Here is an 18,751-nt window from a genome sequence, read left to right as displayed (position 1 = left end):
ATTGGTGCTTGGAGCCACGGGGGCCGGGGGAGATGGGTCGGAACCATACTTCTTCCTCAGCTACGCGCATACGCCGAAGAACCATCCCAAGGACAAGGACCCGAACATCTGGGTGGAGAGGTTCTACCGTGATCTGTGCGCCCATGTGCTGCAGCTGACCTCGCTGCCCGCCGGGGTACCGGCCGGGTTCCTGGACCAGCAGATGCAGCCCGGGGAGGGCTGGCAGGAGCGGCTCTCGGAGGCCCTGGCGAACTGCAGGGTCTTCGTTCCGCTCTACTCGCCGCGGTATTTCCTGAGTGAGCAGTGCGGCCGCGAATGGTTCGTGTTCTCCACGCGCGCGGTGCACCATCAGGCACGCAGCAACAGCAACGCGGTGAGCGGGATCGTGCCGGCGCTCTGGGTGCCCGTACCCGCGAAGCAGCTGCCGCAGCCCGCCGAGCGGCTGCAGTTCAACCACGCGACGTTCGGCGACGACTACGCCGACGAGGGGTTCTACGGACTGATCAAGCTCAGATATCTGCGGGACCAGTACGAGCGTGCCGTCTATCTCCTGGCGAAACGCATCGTCAGCGTGGCCGAACAGACCAGGATCGCCCAGGGTGACCCCCACCAGGACTACGGAGCCATGCCCAGCGCCTTCGGGCCGCCCGGCCCCGCACGGGAGATGGAGGTCTCCGTACTCGCCTGCTCGCAGTCCGACCTGCCGCAGGACCGTGGCCCCGACTGCTACGGCCCGCGCCCGCGCGACTGGAATCCGTACCATCCGAAATCGTCCAGGCCGCTCGCCGACCATGCCGTCGATCTCGTCCGGAACCTGGACTACCGGGTGCGCGTGGGGGAGTTCGAGGCGGATGCGGAGCGCCTGCTGGCCGCGGACTCACCGCAGGCGCCGGGTCTGCTGCTGCTGGACCGCTGGGCGCTCGACGCCCCGCACCGCAGGGAGCTGGTGCGGCGGCTGTGCGCCGAGGAGCGGCCGTGGTTCAGCGTCATGATCCCCTGGAACCGGGAGGACCCCGAATCCCGGCAGCGGGAGGGGGAGCTGAACAGGGTCACCGAGCGGTCACTGGCACCGCGGCTGGAGGAGAGGAGCGGCCATCGGACACCCAGCGGCGGACTTCCCACGCTGGAGGCCTTCAGCCAGGAGCTGCCGGGTGCCGTGAAGGCCGCGGACAGGCACTACGCGGCCCATGCGCGGACCTACCCGCCCCAGGGGCCCAGCGATCCGATCCCCCGGGTGCTTCCGTCGGGTATCGGCTACGGCGCCGGAGTCCCCGCATCCACCGCTCGCGACGCGGACCAGGGCAAGGGCAACGCCGACAAGGGGCAGGTGTCGTCATGACAGAGAATCGCGAAGGGACCATCGTCACCTTCTACTCGTACAAGGGCGGCACGGGCCGCACCATGGCGCTGGCCAATGTCGCCTGGATTCTGGCGGCCAACGGATACCGGGTCCTGGCTGTCGACTGGGACCTGGAAGCACCGGGGCTGCACCGGTTCTTCCACCCCTTCCTCGACCTTTCCGCCCTGGAAGCCACCCCCGGGCTGATCAATCTGATCACCGAGTACCAGGAGGAGGCCCGGCGGGCCGCGGAGCGCGAACCCGACTGGCACCGCGACTACGCGCGGGTCAGGCCGCATGCCACCTCTCTCAACTGGCCCTTTCCGCAAGGCGGCAGCCTGGACTTCCTGTCCGCGGGACGGCGCAATCGCGACTACTCCTCGACCGTCGGAAGGATGGACTGGGACGACTTCTACGAGCGTTTCGGAGGCGGCCAGTTCTTCGACGCGATGCGCGCGGACATGAGGCGGCACTACGACTACACCCTGATCGACAGCAGGACCGGACTCAGCGACATCGCCGATATCTGTACGGTCCAGATGCCGCAGGTCCTGGTGGTCTGCTTCACCCTGAGCGACCAGAGCATCGACGGCGCATCGGCCGTGGCCCGCTATATCGAGGAACGCTTCCAGGACAAACGCATCCGCGTTCTGCCGGTGCCGATGCGGATAGACGACGGCGAGAAGGAGAAGGCCGACGCCGGGCGCGCGCTGGCCAGGGAGAGCTTTTCGGGTCTCCCCGCCGGATTGAACAGGGACGAACTGGCCAATTACTGGGGCTCGGTGGAGGTTCCCTACCGCCCCTTCTACGCCTATGAGGAGATCCTGGCGACCTTCGGGGACGCCCCGAACATCTCCAGTTCCATGCTCACCGCCTGCGAGCGGCTCACCTCGGTGCTCACCGACGGGCTGGTGAACACGCTCCCGTCGATCGACGAGTCGGAGCGGCTCACCCATGTGGCCGCCTATACGCGCCGACGCCCGGTTCCGCCGTCCAACGTGGTGCTTACCTACGTCGCCGAGGACCAGATGTGGGCCGACTGGCTGGTGTCGGTGCTCGCGCGCGCCGGACTCCATGTGGTGCCGGTGGATGTCCGTACGGCCCATCTGACGGGCGTCGAAACGGAGTTCGCGTCGGGCGGGGCGTACCGGGTGCTCGCCGTGGTCTCCCAGGCCTACCTCAGCTCGCAGCGGGCAGGGAACCTGTGGGAGTCGTTCATGAGTCTCGACCCCTCCGGCAGCCGGCGTCAGCTTCTCCCGGTACGCGTCGGCGACGTACGGCTGAACCTGCCCATCAGCAGCCGGGGCCTCGTAGACCTGGTGCGGCTCGACGAGGACGAGGCGGCGACCACGCTGCTGTCCGCGCTGGACCGCGGCGAGGCAGCGGCCACGCCCGCGCCGACGGCCACGGCGGCCGGCGTGCGCTACCCCGGGACCGTGCCGAAGGTGTGGAACGTACGGCCGCGCTACGCCTGGTTCACCGGCCGTGCTCCCGTCCTGGACCGACTGCGCGACCAGCTGCGCGGCGACAGCCGCTCGGCCCAGCGCTTCCCCCAAGTTCTGTACGGACTCGGGGGTGTGGGCAAGACACAAGTGGCCCGGGAGTACGCGCACCGGTTCCGGGCCGACTACGACCTCGTGTGGTGGGTGGAGGCGGAACAGCCCGAGCGGGTCGTGTCGTCGCTGGCCGAGCTGGCCGAGGAGATGGACCTCCGGGCCGGCGACGTGGTCGCCGAGGCGGCGAAGGCGGCGCTCCAGGCGCTACGGCGCGGAGTACCGTACTCCCGCTGGTTGTTGATCTTCGACAATGTGGAGGATCTCGACCGGGCGCTGGGTCTGCTGCCCGAGGAGATCGGCCCCATATCCGGCGGCGTGTACGGCCACATCCTCGCCACCTGCCGCAACAAGCCGGTGTCGACGCGGCTGGAACCCCTGGAGGTAGAGGTCTTCACCCGCCCGGAGAGCGTGGAGCATCTCTGCCGACGGGTGAACAGACTGCCCGCCCGGGACGCCGACCGGGTCGCCGAGGCCGTCGGTGACCTCCCGCTGGCCGTGGAAGTGGCGGCGGCCTGGCTCGCCGAGACGGCCACGCCGGTGGACTCCTATGTGGAGCAGCTGAAGGAGCAGAGCACCAAGGTGCTGTCGCTCGGCAAGCCCGAGGACTACTCGAAGCAGATCGGCGCCACCTGGAACATCTCCATCGCGCGGCTGCGCGAGGAGTCCAGGGCGGCGGTACGGCTGCTCGAACTGTGCTCGTTCTTCTCCGCGGAGCCGATTTCGATGCGGCTGATCGGCAGCGACTCGATGTTCCAGTCGCTCCTGCCCTACGACCCCGACCTGCGGGAACGGTACATGCTGGGCAAGGTCATCCAGACCCTGAACCGGTTCGCGCTGGCCAAGGTGGACCCGGCGGACAGCAGCATCCAGGTCCACCGCCTCGTACAGGCGGCGGTCCGCGCCGGTCTCTCGCCGGACGAGCAGGAGGAGGCGAAGCACGAAGTGCACCGCATTCTCGCGGAGGCCCGGCCCGCCGAGGGGGTGGACAGCGACAATCCGGTCAACGACCCGAAGAGCTGGCCGAGTTTCGATCTGATCTGGCCCCACCTCGGCCCGTCGGGGATCGCGGAATGCGACGAGGAGGGCGTACGGCAGCTGATGGTCGACCGCATCCGCTATCTGCTCAAGCGCGGCGAACTGGAGGGCGCACGGGTCCTGGGCTCGCAGCTGAACGAGACCTGGACCCGCGAGCTGGGTGAGAACGATCTGCAGACCCTCAACATCCGCTTCGAACTGGCCAACGCGCTGCGCGCACAGGGCAAGTACCAAGAGGCCCGCGCCATGGACGAGGACACCCTCGCCCGGCAGATCCAGGTGCTGCACGAGGACCACCCCAACGACGACCACCCCAGCATTCTGATCACCACGGGCAGTCTGGCCGCCGATCTGCGAGCCCTGGGGAGGTTCGACGAGGCACTCGAACGGGATCTGCGGATCTATCACGGATTACGCCAGATCTTCGGGGAGCACCATCCGCGGACGCTGATCGCGGCCAACAACCTCGCGATCGACTACCGGCTGACCGGCGACAGCGAGCGAGCGCGCAGGCTCGACGAGGAAACCGTGGAGCGCCGCAGCGCGCTGCTGGGGGAGGACCATCCGTTCACCCTGACGACCAAGGGGCATCTCGCCCGTGACCTGCGCGAAACCGGCGAGTACCGGTCCTCGGTGCAGGTCCTGCGGGAAGTGGTGGCCGCTTTCGAGCGGGTGCTGAACGCGGATGTGCCCGAAGTGCTGCGCACCGCCAAGAGCCTTGCGGTCTCCCTCCGCAAGGCCGGCTACCCGCACGAGGCGAAGCGCATCACCGAGGAAACGTACAACCGCTACCGGGAGCGGTACGGAACAAAGGTGCCCGATGCCCTGGCCTGCGGTCTCAATCTGGCCGCCGACTACTCGGCGGTCGGCGACAAGCAGGCGGCCCTGGATCTCGCCCACCAGATCATGGACGGGTACCGGGAGACCCTGGGCGAGGACCACCCCTTCACCCTGGCCTGCCGCAACAACGTGACGATCTATCAGCGTGGCCTCGGGGACGCGGCGGAGGCAGCGGAGGCGGGCGAGCGTGTCCGTACGGCGCTGGAGGAGGCACTGGGCCCGCGTCATCCCTTCACGCTCTGCACCGCGATCAACCTCGCCAACTCCTATGGGGACCTGGGGCGGCAGGACCTGGCGGAATTCTGGGAACGCAGCGCGCTGGAAGGCCTGTTGCAGCGGTACGAGCCGACTCACCCCGATGTACTGGCCTGCCGGACCAATCTCGCGATCACGCTGCGCTCGGCCGGCCGGGAGGAGGAGGGCCGCCAACTGCGCGCCGAGATCCTGGAGTCGGCTGCCAAACAGCTCGGCGTCGAGCATCCGATCACCGAGGCGGCGCGTGCCTGGCGGCGCGTCAACCGGGACCTCGAACCACAGCCGGTCTGAACACGTGGCAACGTGGGGCGGTTCAGGAGATGGCCCAGCTCAGTATCCGGGTGAGCACTCGCAGGGCCCCGAAGTGCGCCGCCCCGCTCTCCACCTCGAGGTGCGCACCCGGAATGCGCTCGGCCAGCCAACGGGTGTGCTGTACGGGTGCGAAGACGTCGTCCTCGCCGTGCCAGAGCAGCACGTTCGCGGCGATGTCCTCGGGGCGGAATCCCCAGTCCGTGCTGAACGCCATGACGTCGTCGACCCAGCCGTCGGCCGAACTGCGCAGCGCCTCGGTGAAGTTGCGCACCAGCATGGCCTGGATGCCGACGTCCGCGACGATCCCGCGGTCCGATGCGGACAGTCCGCGGCGCAGGTCGTCGACCGAGCCCCTCGGATCCGACCGGATCGCCACCGAACGGAACTCCAGCGCGGCGGTGAGCTGTTGGCCCCCGGCGGCCGCGTTGTTGTACTCGCGGACATTGGCCTCGGTCATGCCGGCGAACCAGTCGAGGCCCTGGGCATTGCGCGGGGCGAGCCCGACGAGCGCCGCCGTCCGTACGGCGCGCTCCGGCAGCAGCGCGGCGCAGGCGAGCGCGTGCGGGGCGCCACCGGACCGCCCTACGACGGCGAACTCGCCGATGTCCAGTGCGTCGGCGATCGCTTCGACGTCGGCCGCGGCACTGGCCACCCGGCGACCCGGTAATCGGTCCGATTTACCGTAGCCGGGACGATCGAACGTGATCAGATTGACCCCCAGCTGGTACAGCACAATGCTGCGGGGAGCCTGTCCCAGCCGGCTGCCCGGGGTGCCGTGCAGCAGGAAGACCGGCCTGCCGCGCGGATTGCCGTGGTGTTCGACAGCCAGATCCCGACCGTCACTGGTGCGAATCAGCTGCCCCAACTGGTGCCTCCCCGTACGACGACTCCCGTATGACCACCGACACGCGGCAAGTATGGGCGCATGCCGGTGCTTGGTACATACCGCCACAACCCGAATGCGCTCGCGCGGGCGCCCGGCTCGGCCGTGGTCAGCCGTGCCCCGGCACCACCCCCTGCCGGGGCTTCCGGTGCTCCGGCAGCCATCGCTGCGCGAAGTCGACGGCGTCCGCGATCCGAAGCAGCCGGCTCTCCGCCGACCCCACCCGCCCCTTCCGTACGGCTCCGCCGCTCGCCCCGCGCTCGAAGTCGGACCCCAGGGCGGCGAAATCACTGTCGTCCAGATCCACGTCCGCGTACTCCCACCACTCGCGTCCGCCGTTCCCGGACACCACACAGCGGTAGAGGCGTTGGGGCGGGCTCGGCACCCGGTACTCGCCGAGGTGAAAGGCGGTGCAGCGGTCGAAGCCCGTACCCAGGAGCAGCACCTGGGCCCGCAGCTCGTACAGCCGGGCCAGCGGGGACTCCTCGCCGAGGTGGCAGTCCGGGCTGTGGTCCGCGACGATCCGCTCGGCGTGCGGTCCGAGCGCCGCGAACGACGTCTGCGGATGGCCGCTGCGCAGCGCCCCCGGACTCAGCCGGACGGTCTCCGCCAGCGTTCCCATCAAGGGCGCGGGCGTACTCGCCCTGTCGAAGGGCGGCATGCTCGCTCGTACGGCCGCCCGCTCCTCCTCACCGAGGCCGCGCACCCGGTCGTGGAAGCTGGGCGAAGTGTCGGAGTTCTCCGTGGTGAAGGAAGGCACCACCAGCGTGCCCTGTGGCCCGAGCGCCTGGCGCAGCGCGCGGACCATAGCCCCGGGGCCGCCCTCCACCGCGCCCACCGTACGCAGCGACGCATGAACCATCAGGACGCCGTCCGGCTCGACACCCAGCCCGGCCAGTTGTCCGGCCAGCTGCCGGTCGCTGTGGTTCGCGCTCAATGCGGCTCCCCCCGACGGGTCGGCCCGTCAGCCGTGCCGTGGAATCTCGATGGCGGGGCAGCGGTCCATGACCATGTCGAGACCGGCTGCCCTGGTGCGGTCGTAAGCATCCTCGTCGATCACACCCAGCTGGAACCAGACCGCCTTCGCGCCTATGGCCGCCGCCTCGTCCGCGACCGGCCCCGCCAGATCGGAATTGACGAAGACATCGACGACGTCGACCGGGAAGGGGATCTCGGCGAGCGCGGCGTACCCCTGCTCGCCATGGACCGTCTCGGCCTTGGGGTGCACCGGCACGATCCGCTTCCCGTAGCGCTGGAGCACATCGGCGACGCCGTGCGCCGCCCGCGCCTCGTTGTTGGACAGGCCCACGACCGCCCAGGTGTCGCCCGTCGAGGTCAGGATCCTGCGGATCGTCTCTGCGTCTGCGTACATGTCCGGAACAACGGGCGGCCCGCGCGGAGCATTCCCCTCCGGGCGGCGCATAGGGTGGCCGATATGCAGGAGCAGTACCGGACGGTCGCCCGCGAGGGTGTCCACGAGACCGAGATCAACAGATCGCGCTTCATCTGCGCGCTCGCACCCGCCGCGACCGAGCAGGAGGCGCAGGCCTTCGTCGCACGCATCCGCAAGGAGCACCCGACCGCCACCCACAACTGCTTCGCGTATGTGATCGGCGCCGACGCGGCCGTACAGAAGGCGAGCGACGACGGCGAGCCGGGCGGTACCGCGGGCGTGCCCATGCTGCAGATGCTGATGCGGCGCGAGGTCCGGTATGCCGCGGCCGTCGTCACCCGGTACTACGGCGGGGTGAAGCTCGGCGCGGGCGGGCTGATCAGGGCGTACGGGGGAGTGGTCGGCGAAGCCCTGGACGCACTCGGCACGCTCACCCGGCAGCGTTTCCGGCTGGCCACCGTCATCGTCGACCATCAGCGGGCGGGCAAGCTGGAGAACGATCTGCGGGCGACCGGGCGCGATGTGCGCGAGGTGCGGTACGCGGAGGCCGTGACCATCGAGATCGGGCTGCCGGACGCCGACATCGACGCCTTTTCCGCCTGGCTTGCCGATGCCACGGCGGGGGCGGCGGGACTCGAGCTCGGCGGTGAAGCGTACGGGGACGCCTGAGCGGTGATGCGTACCGAGATGCCTGAAGCCGCCTGTGATGTCCGACCCCACCGATACTCTCGGGGATCATGAGATTCCTGCACACGTCGGACTGGCACCTGGGGCGGTCGTTCCACCGGGTGAGCCTGCTCGACGCCCAGGCCGCGTTCCTCGACCACCTGGTGGCGACGGTGCGCGATCGCGACGTGGACGCGGTGCTGGTCGCGGGAGACGTCTACGACAGGGCCGTGCCGCCCCTCGCGGCCGTGGAGCTCTTCGACGAGGCGCTGCACCGGCTCGCCGACACGGGGGTGCCGACCGTGATGATCTCCGGGAACCATGACTCGGCGCGCCGGCTCGGCGTCGGCGCGGGGCTGATCGAGCGCGCCGGAATCCATCTGCGCACCGATCCCGCGGGGTGCGCCACCCCGGTGCTGCTGAGCGACGCCCACGGCGAGGTGGCCTGCTACGGGCTGCCGTATCTCGAACCCGCCCTGGTGAGGGACGAGTTCAAGACGGACAAGGCGCGGCACGAGGCCGTCATCGGTGCGGCGATGCAGCGCGTGCGGGCCGATCTCGCCACGCGCGCCGAGGGCACCCGGTCCGTCGTCCTCGCCCACGCCTTCGTCGCGGGCGGCGAGGAGAGCGACAGTGAACGGGACATCACCGTAGGGGGCGTCTGTGCCGTGCCCGCCGGGGTGTTCCACGGCGTCGACTATGTCGCGCTCGGACATCTGCACGGCTGCCAGACCATCACGGACCGGGTGCGCTACTCCGGATCGCCCCTCGCCTACTCCTTCTCCGAGAGCCTGCACCGCAAGACGATGTGGCTCGTCGACCTCGGCGCGAAGGGCGAGGTCACCGCCGAGCGCGTCGGCTGCCCCGTGCCGCGTCCCCTCGCCCGGCTGCGCGGCACGCTCGACGACCTGCTCGACGACCCGGAGCTGGAGCGGCACGAGCAGTCGTTCGTCGAGGCGACGCTCACCGACCCGGTCCGCCCGGCCGAGCCGATGGCGCGCCTCGCCGAGCGCTTCCCGTACACCCTCGGTCTCGTCTTCGAGCCCGACCGCTCCGACGAGGACACGGCCGCCTCGTACGCGCAGCGGCTGAAGGGGCGCAGCGACCAGCAGATCGCGGAGGACTTCGTGGCCCATGTGCGCGGCGGCAGTGGGCCCGACGACCGCGAACGCACCGTGCTGCACGGCGCCTTCGACGATGTGCGGGTGGCCGAGAGCGCGCGCGAGGTGAGCCGGTGAGACTCCACAAGCTGACCGTCACCGCGTTCGGTCCCTTCGGCTCCAGCCAGCACATCGACTTCGACGCGCTGTCCAGTGCGGGGATCTTCCTCCTCCACGGCCCGACCGGCGCGGGCAAGACCTCCGTCCTCGACGCGGTCTGCTTCGCGCTGTACGGAGCGGTGCCGGGCGCGCGCCAGAGCCCCGGGGCCTCGCTGCGCAGCGACCACGCCCCCGCGGACATCGCGACCGAGGTGTGCCTCGAACTGACCGTCGCAGGACGGCGGATGGAGATCACACGCCGGCCCGCGCAGCCGCGCCCGAAGAGCCGAGGCACCGGTTTCACGACCGAACGGGCCCAGAGCTGGCTGCGCGAGTACGACTCCGGCAGCGGCGCGTGGCAGGCCCTGAGCCGCTCGCACCAGGAGATCGGCGAGGAGATCACCCAGCTCGTCGGGATGAGCCGCGACCAGTTCTGCCAGGTGGTGCTGCTGCCGCAAGGGGAGTTCTCCCGCTTCCTGCGCGCCGACGCGGAAGCGCGCGGCAAGCTGCTGGGCCGGCTCTTCGACACCCGCCGCTTCGCGGCTGTCGAGGATCGCCTCGCCGAACGGCGGCGGGGCGCGGAGCAGCAGGTACGAGCCGGTGACGAGCGGCTGCTCGCGACCGCCCACCGGATGGAACAGGCCGCGGGCACGGCGGCGGGGGAGTGGCCACTGCCGCGGCAGCAGCCCGGCGATCCCGGGCTCGCCACGGCCGTACTGGAATGGGCGGCCGTCGCCCGCGCGGGCGCGCGGGAAGAGCTGGACATCGCCGGATGCGCGCTGGCAGCGGCCGAGAGCCGGCAGGCCGCCGCCCGCCGTGACCTCGACGCCGAACGTGAACTGACCCGGCTGCAGCAGCGGTTCGAGGATGCGCGGCAACGAGCGGAGTTGCTGGAGTTGCGGCGTCCTGAACGGGAAGCGGCGCAGACCAGGCTGGAGCGGGCGCGCAAGGCGGAGCGGGTGGAGCCCGCGCTCCGGCTGCGCGAGGACGCCGAACGGGAGCACGGCGGCGCGAGCGCGGAGCGGGACCGGGCGCGAGCCGTCCTTCCTCCCGATCTCGCCGACGCCGGGGCGGAACAGCTCGCGGCGCGTGAGCACAAGCTGCGCGAGGACCTGGGCGGTCTCGAAGCGGCCCGTCGGGCGGAGCGCCGCAGCGCGGAGATCAGCCGCGAGCGTACGGACCTCGACCGCCAGGCGAGGGCCGACGACGAGATCCTCCAGGACGCTGCGGGCTGGCTGTCCGGCTGGGAGAGCCTCCGCCGGACCCACCAGGAACGGATCGTGGCCGCCCAGGAGGCGGCGACCCGCGCCGAACAGCTGGCGGGCCGGCTGGATCCGGCCCGCGGCAGGCTGCGGGCGGCCCGCGAGCGGGACGCTCTCGCGGGGCGCACCGAGCAGGCGGAGGACCGGCTGCGTACGGCCCGGGAGCGGGCGAACGGCGTGCGCGAGAGCTGGCTCGACCTCAAGGAACGCCGACTGAGGGGCATCGCGGCGGAGTTGGCGGCGGGCCTGGTGGCCGGCCGGCCGTGCGCGGTCTGCGGCTCGGCCGAGCACCCGGCACCGGCGCGTGCCGAGGACGGCCACGTGGACCCTGCGGCCGAGGAGGCGGCGTACCAGGAGTACGTGCGGGCGGGCGAGTCGAAGGCGGACGCGGAGCGCGAACTGGCGGTGGTACGGGAGGCGTTCACAAGGGCGCGGGAGGCGGCGCGTCCCACACCGGCAGGGAGCGGGGCGCGGAGTCAGGACGCGAGGGCCGGCGGCGGGCCAGGGCATGCTGACGCGGAGCTCGATGCGGCGGCCGGCGGTGGGCAGCGGCCCGCCGATGGCGACGACCCCGATGCCGGCGAACTGCTCTCCCTCGTCCAGCGATTGGAGCGCGAGCACGCCGACGCCCACACCGTCGCCTCCGGTATGCACGCCGCCCGCGAGGCGCTCGACCGGGTCGAGCGGGAGTACGAGGAGCGACGCGCCGCGCAGCAACAGGCCGAGCGGCGTGCTGCCGCGCGGACCTCGCAGCGGGAAGCTCTCGACCGTGAACAGACCGCGCTGGAAAGCGAACTGGCCCGGGCCAGGGGCGAGGTGGGCAGTGTCGCCGAGCACGCCGCGCTGCTGGAGCGGCGGGTGCGGATGCTCGCCGAGGCGGCCGAGGCCGTACGGTCCCTCGACAGCACCGCGCAGTGGCTGAAAGAGGCCGACGACCGGCTGGCCGACGCGGCGTTCCGGGCCGGGTTCGAAACGCCCGGGGCCGCGGCCGCCGCGCTGCTCTCCGACGCCGCGCAGCGCCACCTGCAGCACCGCATCGACGCCTGGCACGCCGAGGCCGCCGCGGTCGCCGACCGGCTGGCCGAAGCCGACACCCGCAGCGCGGCCGAGCACCCGGCCGCCGACCCGGAGGCGGCCCGGGCTGCCCATGACACCGCCGAGAGAGCCCTGCGCGATGCCGCGTCCGGGCTCGCCGCCGCCCGCGACCGGTGCGCCGAGCTCGCCCGGCTGTCACGCCAGGGCGTCGCCGAGGTGCTCCGGATCGGACCGCTGCGCGCGGAGTACGAACAGGTGGCCCGGCTCGCCGGACTCACGGCCGGCACCTCCGCCGACAACGAACGCAAGATGCGCCTCGAGTCGTACGTCCTGGCCGCCCGGCTCGAACAGGTCGCGGCCGCCGCCACCGTACGGCTGCAGCGCATGTCGTCCGGCCGCTACACCCTGGTGCACTCCGACGCCAGAGCCGGCGGCAAGCGTTCCGGGCTCGGACTGCATGTGGTGGACGCCTGGACCGGCAGCGAGCGGGACACCTCGACCCTCTCCGGCGGCGAGACCTTCTTCGCCTCGCTCGCTCTCGCGCTCGGCCTCGCCGATGTGGTGACCGACGAGAGCGGTGGAGTACAGCTGGACACGCTCTTCATCGACGAGGGCTTCGGCAGCCTGGACGAGCAGACGCTCGACGAGGTGCTCGACGTACTCGACTCGCTGCGCGAACGGGACCGCAGTGTCGGCATCGTCAGCCATGTCGCCGATCTGCGCCGGCGGATCCCCGCCCAGCTGGAGGTCGTCAAGGGCCGGCACGGCTCGGCGGTGCGGCTCCGCGCGACGCCGCTCAGCGGCTGATCGCGCGGCGTGGCAGCGGCGACGAGTAGACGACGCTCGTGGTGACCGAGCCGAGCGCGCCGATCTTGCCCGAGACCTCCTCCAGGTGGCTCATCGAGCGGGTGGCGACCTTGAGCACGAAGCAGTCGTCACCTGTCACATGGTGTGCCTCGAGGATCTCGGGCGTCGTCGCCAGCAGATCGTGAAACGGCTTGTAGTTGCCGTTCGGATAGCGCAGCCGTACGAAGGCGAGGATCTGCAGCCCGAGCCGCTCCTGCTCCACCACCGCGGTGTACCCGGAGATCACCCCGGCCTCCTCCAGCCGGCGGATCCGCTCCGTCACGGCGCTCGAGGACATCGAGACGGCCCTGGCCAGCTCGGCGAAGGTGGCCCTGCCCTGGCTCTGCAGGGCGTCGAGGATGCGCCAGTCCGTGGCGTCCGGTGAATATCCGCTCATTACCGAGAGATAGCAGGGGAATCCCCGGCCGATCAAGACAAGTGCCGGGATATCTCACTTCAAGGAAGCGATCGCCGATCGTAGATTTCGGTCATGACTACGACGCAGCTCACCACGAACCCTGTCCTCCGCGTTCCGCCGGCCTCGCCCGCAGCTGCCGCCGCCCACTTCGGCGCCTCCCTGGCCTTTCATGCCGATGTCTCCGATGTCGCATCGGCACTGGCGGCCGGCGGCGACCCGGGATTCGTCGTCCTCGACTCGCGTTCCACCGAGTCCTGGGACCAGGGGCATGTCCCCGGGGCGATCCACCTGCCGACCGCGCTGATCCCCGAGCAGGCGGAGGAACTGCTGGACAAGTCGGTTCCGGTCCTCACCTACTGCTGGGGCCCAGGCTGCAACGGAGCGACGCGCGCCGCCCTCGCCCTCGCCGAACTCGGCTACCAGGTCAAGGAGATGCTCGGCGGCTTCGAGTACTGGGCACGTGAGGGCTTCGAGTTCGAGACCTGGGAGGGCAGTGCCACGCGCGCCGCGGACCCGCTGACCGCGCCGCTCGACGCGGAGGACTGCGGCTGCTGATCCGCGGTCCGCCATCGCGTGACGGACGGGGGCGGGGCGGGACGCAGGAACGGCGCGTCAGTGGCTCGAGCCCGGCCGCCCGCCGCAAACGCGTCGCGGCAGATGGCGGCCGGGCTCGAGCCACTCACTCGAATCCGGCCGCCCCGCCGCCCTGCCCGACCGTCAGAGTCTCGACAGCTCGTCGACCAGATCGTCGAGACCCAGCGACCCCTGCGACAGCGCCGCCATGTGCCACGCCTTCGCGTCGAACGCCTCGCCGTGCGCCTTGCGGGCGTTCTCCCGCCCCAGCAGCCACGCCCGCTCGCCCAGCTTGTAGCCGATCGCCTGCGCCGGCATCGACAGATACCGGATCAGCTCGCTCTCCACGAAGTCCGCGGGCCGCCCGCTGTGGTTGCCGAAGAACTCCTGTGCCAGCTCCGGCGTCCAGCGCTCGCCCGGGTGGAACGGCGAGTCCGCCGGAATCTCCAGCTCCAGGTGCATGCCGATGTCAACGATCACCCGGCAGGCCCGCATCATCTGCGCGTCCAGATATCCGAGCCGGCGCTCCGGATCCGGCAGGAAGCCCAGCTCGTCCATCAGCCGCTCCGCGTACAGCGCCCAGCCCTCGGCGTTGGCACTGACGCCGCCGATCGTCGCCTGGTAGCGGGAGAGCCGGTCCGCGACATGCACCCACTGCGCGATCTGCAGATGGTGCCCGGGCACGCCCTCGTGGTACCAGGTCGACACCAGGTCGTACACGGGGAAGCGGGTCGCGCCCATGGTCGGCAGCCAGGTGCAGCCGGGCCGGGTGAAGTCCTCGGACGGTCCGGTGTAGTACGGCGCCGCCGCGCCGCCCGGCGGAGCGATCCGGGACTCCACCTTCCGTACCCGCTCGGCGAGTTCGAAGTGGGTGCCGTCCAGCGCCTCGATCGCCTCGTCCATGATCTTCTGCAGCCAGACGCGCACCTCCTCGACGCCCTCGATGTGCTCACCGTGCACGTCCAGATGCGCGAGTGCCTCCCAGGGCTCCGCGCCCGGAAGGATCTTGCCGGCCTCGGTCCTCATCTCGGCCAGCAGCCGGTGGTATTCGGACCAGCCGTACGCGTACGCCTCGTCGAGGTCGAGGTCGGTGCCGTTGAAGTAGCGCGACCAGCGTGCGTACCGCTCGCGGCCCACCGTGTCGGGCGCGTGGGCGACGGCGGGGGCGTACACGTCGCGCATCCAGTCGCGCAGCTCCGCCAGGGACTCGGTCGCGATGCGGGCCGCCTCGTCGAGCTCGGTGCGGAGCGTGAGGGGGCCGTCCGCCGCGAACTCATCGAACCAGCTGCGGTCCGTGCCGAGCCACTCGGTCATCTGCTCGACATTGGTCCGCGTGGCACGCGGTCCGCCCAGCAGCTTCCGCTCGAGTCCCAGCGCCAGCGAGGCGCGGTAGCCCTCGAGTGCGGGCCGCACCGCCCGCAGCCGCTGTGCGACGGCCGACCAGTCCTCGTCGGTCTGCGTCGGCGTCACGGTGAACACCTCGCGCACGTTGTGCACCGGCGAGCGCATATTGCTCACCGTTCGCAGTCCTTCGTCGGCCTCGTGGACGGCGAGTTCCGCTGTCAGGCGCTCTCGGAGCAAACGGCCGCAGCGCCGTTCCGTGTCACTCCCGGCGCCCGGCAGCTTCTCGGCGTCGTCGAGTCTGGCGAGTGTCTCGCGGGCGAGTGCGGCGACGGCCTCCTGACCGGCGGGTGAGTAGTCGGGAAGGAGGCCTGAGCTCTCCTTCAGTCCCAGATACGTGCCGATGGTCGGGTCGAGTTCGATGAGTGCGTCGACGTAGGCGTCGGCGACCTGGCGGGGCAGCTCGCTGCTGGAGGTGACTGACATGCGCACATCCTCATACGAGTGAGGCCTCCGCGTCACCATCATTGGATCTCGGTCGCCTGTCATCTGGCGCGGTCAGGCGCCTGTCCGTGCCAGTCAGTCGTCGAGGGCGGCTTCCGGCAGCGGCGGGAGCATCGGCCCGCAGTCCCACTGCTGGAATATCAACCGTGTCTCAACTCTGGCTACTTCTCGCCGTGAGGTGAACTCGTCGACCACCAGCCGTTGCAGATCCGCCGTGTCCGCCACGGCCACATGCACCAAGTAGTCGTCGGGGCCGGTGAGATGGAACAGCGCCCGCGATTCGGGCAGTGCGCGGATCCGCTCCACGAAGGGGCCGATCAGCTCGCGCCGGTGCGGACGCACCTGCACCGAGAGCAGCGCCTGCAGCCCGCGCCCCAGCCGAGCGGGGTCCAGGGCCAGCCGGTGCCCCAGGATCACGCCGGAGCGGCGCAGCCTGGCCACCCGGTCCAGGCAAGTGGAAGGAGCCACTCCGACCTCCGCCGCCAGGTCCCGGTAGGTGGTCCGGGCGTCGTTCTGCAGGAGGCGGAGAATCTGCAGGTCCACCGGGTCCAGTGCGACAGATTCAGCCATTCGCCGAACGTAGCACGAGCCATGGCCAAAACCTGCCGGTAGGTGTTCACCCTGCGGGCATGGAGAACGCAGCCTCGGTCACCCCCGCACCCCGGGCCCTGGCCACCGAAGCCGTACACGCCGGCCGCGAGGACCTCGCACGGCTCGGCGTGCACGCCCCGCCGCTGGACCTGTCCACCACCTACCCCTCGTACGACGCCGCCGGCGAGGCCGCACGCATCGACGGGTTCGCCGCCACCGGCGCGCGGCTGGAGGGCCCGCCCGTCTACGCCCGGCTGGACAACCCGACCACAGCCAGGTTCGAGACAGCGCTCGCCAGGCTCGAGGGGGCCGAGAGCGCGGTGGCCTTCGCCAGCGGGATGGCCGCACTCACCGCCGTACTGCTGGTGCGGGCGAGCATGGGACTGCGCCACGTCGTCGCCGTCCGGCCGCTGTACGGCTGCAGCGACCACCTGCTGGGCGCCGGGCTGCTCGGCACCGAGGTGACCTGGACCGACCCGGCGGGCATCGCGGAGGCGATCCGGCCCGACACCGGTCTGGTGATGGTGGAGACGCCGGCCAATCCGACCCTCGCCGAGGTCGATCTGCGTGCCGTCCGGCACGCCTGCGGCTCGGTACCGCTGCTCGTCGACAACACCTTCGCCACGCCCGTCCTCCAGCGGCCGCTGGAGGACGGGGCGCGGATCGTGCTGCACAGCGCGACCAAGTATCTGGGCGGGCACGGCGATGTGATGGGCGGGGTGGTGGCCTGCGACGAGGAGTTCGCCCGCAAGCTCCGCCAGGTGCGGTTCGCGACCGGCGGCGTACTGCATCCGATGGCCGGATATCTACTGCTGCGCGGACTGTCCACGCTGCCCGTCCGGGTCCGCGCCGCGTCCGCCACCGCGGCGGATCTGGCCCGCCGGCTGGGCGCCGACCCGCGGATCGCCCGGGTCCACTATCCGAGCGTGGGCGGGGCGATGGTCTCCTTCGAGGTATACGGGGACCCGCACAGCGTGATCGCGGCCGTACGGCTGATCACGCCGGCGGTCAGTCTCGGCAGTGTCGACAGCCTGATCCAGCATCCGGCCTCCATCAGCCACCGCATCGTGGCTGAGGGAGACCGGCGCTCGGCGGGCGTCAGTGACCGGCTGCTGCGGATGTCGGTCGGGCTCGAGGACGTCGAGGATCTCTGGCGGGATCTGACCGAGGCGCTCAGCGCTCAGCCTGTTCGCGCTCAGGCTGTTCGTACCGGGAGTGAGGGAGTACGGGAGTCGCGTCGAGTCGGGCGGTGACGACCAGTATGCCCTCCTCGATCTGGTAGTCGAGCGGCAGGTCGAGGCCGCGCATGGCCGCCACCATCCCGGTGTTCGAGGACTGCGTGACGGCGTAGACGCTGCCGCAGCCGGCCTCGATCGCGAGCGCGACCAGCCGGCCGAGCAGCTCCGAGCCGATGCCGCGGCGCTGCCATTCGTCCTCGACGAGCAGCGCGACCTCGGTCTCGTCGCCGTCCCACAGGAGGTGGCCGAGGGCGACGAGCCGGCCGGAAGCCGTCTGGACGGCGAGGGTGCGGCCGAAGCGCGGGCTGAGCAGGTGGTTGAGGTAGCGGTCGGCGTGACTGACCGGGCCGTGGTAGCGCAGGCCCAGGGTGCGCTGGGAGCAGCGCTCGTGCATGGCCAGGGCGGCTTCGACGTCGCTCTGGTCGGCGCGGCGCACGGTGATCTCGTTGCCCTCGGGGAGGGTGAGGACGTCCTGGCTGCGCGGGATACGGGAGCCGAGGCGGGCATCGAGTTCGACGAGGGCGCGGGCCCGCGCGAACTCGGTGGGCGTGAAGGGGAGATAGGGCCGCTCGACGGTGATGGCGCCGCCGTTCGGGTCGCGCAGCCGCATCACCGTGTCCTCCAGGACGCCCTCCACCGGCGGAGTCTCGCCGGTGGGCCGGCCGGTCAGCGAGACGGCGGGCAGCGAGTGGATGGTGCAGCGGCCCAGCAACTGGCGTAGTGCCAGCGGCAGTTCGGCCGCGTCCAGCGCGGTGCGGGTGGCGAGGCCGAGCACCCGGGTCGGGGTGTCGACGAGATCGTGGGCGTCGGCGCGCTCGATCCAGGTGTTGCGGCCGCCGGATTCCGAGATCTCCCTGGTGAGCTGCTTGGCGTGCAGGGACGCGGGCGCACGCAGGAGGAACTCGTCCACCGTACCCTCGGCGAGCGGGTGGGTCTGCAGGGTGAGTATGTCGACGCGGTGCCCGGCGAGTGCGATGCACAGCGCGGCCAGGCTGCCGGGGGCGTCCCTGACGGTGGTACGCATCCGCCACAGCGCCGTCTCGTACAGGTCGGGCCCGGTATCTCCTGCCACATCGGCGGTGGCAGGGGTGGCTGTCGGAGGGGCATGGCTGTGGCGTCGTGCCCACCATGTGTGGAAGGCGGCCGTGGCGACGAGGGTGACGGCGGAGACGATGAGCAGGAACGGGCCGTCGGGTCCATGCCCGATCATGTTCGCGACGGCGTCGGCGATCACGACGGCGGTGAACAGGGCTGCCAGTTCGATGAGATCCCGCCGCCAGTGGTGTGGACGGCGGGCACTCTTCGCAGAAGTCACATCTGTCATGCCATCACTGTGGCGGAGTGGTGTTGCGTGATCACAAACGCTTTGTGACTGACGGGTTAAGTGTCGATCTGGTCGACTATC

14 protein-coding genes are annotated in these 18,751 nt (G+C 70.9%); 7 read left to right on the top strand and 7 right to left on the bottom strand.

The genetic code is table 11. From position 1 onward, the window contains the following. Positions 1-4: 4 nt before the first annotated feature. Together SLUN_RS05830 and fxsT are read left to right on the top strand one after the other, a co-directional pair. Positions 5-1,339: a TIR-like protein FxsC gene (locus SLUN_RS05830; protein ID WP_257153675.1), complete on the top strand. Its 1,335-nt coding sequence runs from the start codon at positions 5-7 to the stop codon at positions 1,337-1,339. Further along, a complete protein-coding gene (fxsT, locus tag SLUN_RS05825; RefSeq protein WP_108147472.1) occupies positions 1,336-5,316 on the top strand; it encodes an FxSxx-COOH system tetratricopeptide repeat protein in 3,981 nt (1,326 codons plus the stop codon). Before SLUN_RS05830 ends, fxsT begins: the two co-directional genes overlap by 4 nt. A 22-nt stretch (positions 5,317-5,338) precedes the next feature. Here fxsT and SLUN_RS05820 read toward each other — a convergent pair whose 3' ends face one another. From SLUN_RS05820 to SLUN_RS05810, 3 genes are all read right to left on the bottom strand, one after another. Further along, entirely contained in the window at positions 5,339-6,202 is an 864-nt protein-coding gene (locus SLUN_RS05820) for an alpha/beta fold hydrolase (RefSeq protein WP_108147471.1), read from the bottom strand. 127 nt (positions 6,203-6,329) lie between these two features. Then, positions 6,330-7,157, bottom strand: a complete 828-nt coding sequence (locus SLUN_RS05815) for an AAC(3) family N-acetyltransferase (RefSeq protein ID WP_254710013.1) — start codon at positions 7,155-7,157, stop codon at positions 6,330-6,332. A 27-nt stretch (positions 7,158-7,184) separates the two neighbouring features. After that, positions 7,185-7,592, bottom strand: coding sequence for a CoA-binding protein (locus SLUN_RS05810; protein WP_108147470.1), 408 nt, complete (start codon positions 7,590-7,592; stop codon positions 7,185-7,187). A 63-nt stretch (positions 7,593-7,655) separates the two neighbouring features. On the opposite strand from SLUN_RS05810, the gene SLUN_RS05805 reads away from it, so the two are divergent. From SLUN_RS05805 to SLUN_RS05795, 3 genes are all read left to right on the top strand, one after another. Continuing rightward, the gene (locus SLUN_RS05805; RefSeq protein WP_108147469.1) at positions 7,656-8,282 is read left to right on the top strand and encodes a YigZ family protein; all 627 of its coding nucleotides are present in this window, start codon (positions 7,656-7,658) and stop codon (positions 8,280-8,282) included. Between the two features lie 68 nt (positions 8,283-8,350). Continuing rightward, positions 8,351-9,517, top strand: coding sequence for an exonuclease SbcCD subunit D (locus SLUN_RS05800; protein WP_108147468.1), 1,167 nt, complete (start codon positions 8,351-8,353; stop codon positions 9,515-9,517). Further along, entirely contained in the window at positions 9,514-12,642 is a 3,129-nt protein-coding gene (locus SLUN_RS05795) for an AAA family ATPase (protein ID WP_108147467.1), read from the top strand. The genes SLUN_RS05800 and SLUN_RS05795 overlap by 4 nt, the downstream gene beginning before the upstream one ends. On the opposite strand, the gene SLUN_RS05790 is transcribed toward SLUN_RS05795, so the two are convergent. Then, entirely contained in the window at positions 12,632-13,078 is a 447-nt protein-coding gene (locus SLUN_RS05790; protein WP_108147466.1) for an Lrp/AsnC family transcriptional regulator, read from the bottom strand. The two genes, SLUN_RS05795 and SLUN_RS05790, sit on opposite strands and share 11 nt — an antisense overlap. Before the next feature lie 93 nt (positions 13,079-13,171). Between SLUN_RS05790 and SLUN_RS05785 the strand changes: the two genes are divergently transcribed. Continuing rightward, on the top strand, positions 13,172-13,654 hold the full coding sequence (locus SLUN_RS05785; protein ID WP_108147465.1) for a rhodanese-like domain-containing protein: 483 nt from the start codon (positions 13,172-13,174) through the stop codon (positions 13,652-13,654). A gap of 162 nt (positions 13,655-13,816) precedes the next feature. Here the strand turns inward: SLUN_RS05785 and SLUN_RS05780 are convergent, their stop codons facing one another. Next, positions 13,817-15,499 carry a DUF885 domain-containing protein gene (locus SLUN_RS05780; protein ID WP_108147464.1) on the bottom strand — a complete coding sequence of 561 codons (1,683 nt, stop codon included), beginning with the start codon at positions 15,497-15,499 and terminating at the stop codon, positions 13,817-13,819. Positions 15,500-15,592: 93 nt separating this feature from the next. Continuing rightward, positions 15,593-16,087, bottom strand: a complete 495-nt coding sequence (locus SLUN_RS05775; RefSeq protein ID WP_108147463.1) for an Lrp/AsnC family transcriptional regulator — start codon at positions 16,085-16,087, stop codon at positions 15,593-15,595. Between the two features lie 59 nt (positions 16,088-16,146). Between SLUN_RS05775 and SLUN_RS05770 the strand changes: the two genes are divergently transcribed. After that, positions 16,147-17,361 (top strand): trans-sulfuration enzyme family protein, encoded by a 1,215-nt coding sequence (locus SLUN_RS05770; RefSeq protein WP_108147462.1) that lies wholly within the window; start codon positions 16,147-16,149, stop codon positions 17,359-17,361. Here SLUN_RS05770 and SLUN_RS05765 read toward each other — a convergent pair. Further along, on the bottom strand, positions 17,282-18,670 hold the full coding sequence (locus SLUN_RS05765) for a GNAT family N-acetyltransferase (RefSeq protein WP_108147461.1): 1,389 nt from the start codon (positions 18,668-18,670) through the stop codon (positions 17,282-17,284). The two genes, SLUN_RS05770 and SLUN_RS05765, sit on opposite strands and share 80 nt — an antisense overlap. Between the last annotated feature and the right edge of the window lie 81 nt (positions 18,671-18,751).

Origin of the sequence: Streptomyces lunaelactis (assembly GCF_003054555.1) — a bacterium.
GTDB classification, from domain to species: domain Bacteria; phylum Actinomycetota; class Actinomycetes; order Streptomycetales; family Streptomycetaceae; genus Streptomyces; species Streptomyces lunaelactis.
This window is presented reverse-complemented; position numbering and strand designations above follow the sequence as displayed.

Coding starts and splice junctions, on each gene's coding strand:
- SLUN_RS05800 (WP_108147468.1), top strand. CDS start 8,351: ATGAGATTCCTGCACACGTCGGACTGGCACCTGGGGCGGTCGTTCCAC.
- SLUN_RS05805 (WP_108147469.1), top strand. CDS start 7,656: ATGCAGGAGCAGTACCGGACGGTCGCCCGCGAGGGTGTCCACGAGACC.
- SLUN_RS05810 (WP_108147470.1), bottom strand. CDS start 7,592: ATGTACGCAGACGCAGAGACGATCCGCAGGATCCTGACCTCGACGGGC.
- SLUN_RS05775 (WP_108147463.1), bottom strand. CDS start 16,087: ATGGCTGAATCTGTCGCACTGGACCCGGTGGACCTGCAGATTCTCCGC.
- SLUN_RS05785 (WP_108147465.1), top strand. CDS start 13,172: ATGACTACGACGCAGCTCACCACGAACCCTGTCCTCCGCGTTCCGCCG.
- SLUN_RS05780 (WP_108147464.1), bottom strand. CDS start 15,499: ATGTCAGTCACCTCCAGCAGCGAGCTGCCCCGCCAGGTCGCCGACGCC.
- fxsT (WP_108147472.1), top strand. CDS start 1,336: ATGACAGAGAATCGCGAAGGGACCATCGTCACCTTCTACTCGTACAAG.
- SLUN_RS05765 (WP_108147461.1), bottom strand. CDS start 18,670: ATGACAGATGTGACTTCTGCGAAGAGTGCCCGCCGTCCACACCACTGG.
- SLUN_RS05770 (WP_108147462.1), top strand. CDS start 16,147: ATGGAGAACGCAGCCTCGGTCACCCCCGCACCCCGGGCCCTGGCCACC.
- SLUN_RS05790 (WP_108147466.1), bottom strand. CDS start 13,078: ATGAGCGGATATTCACCGGACGCCACGGACTGGCGCATCCTCGACGCC.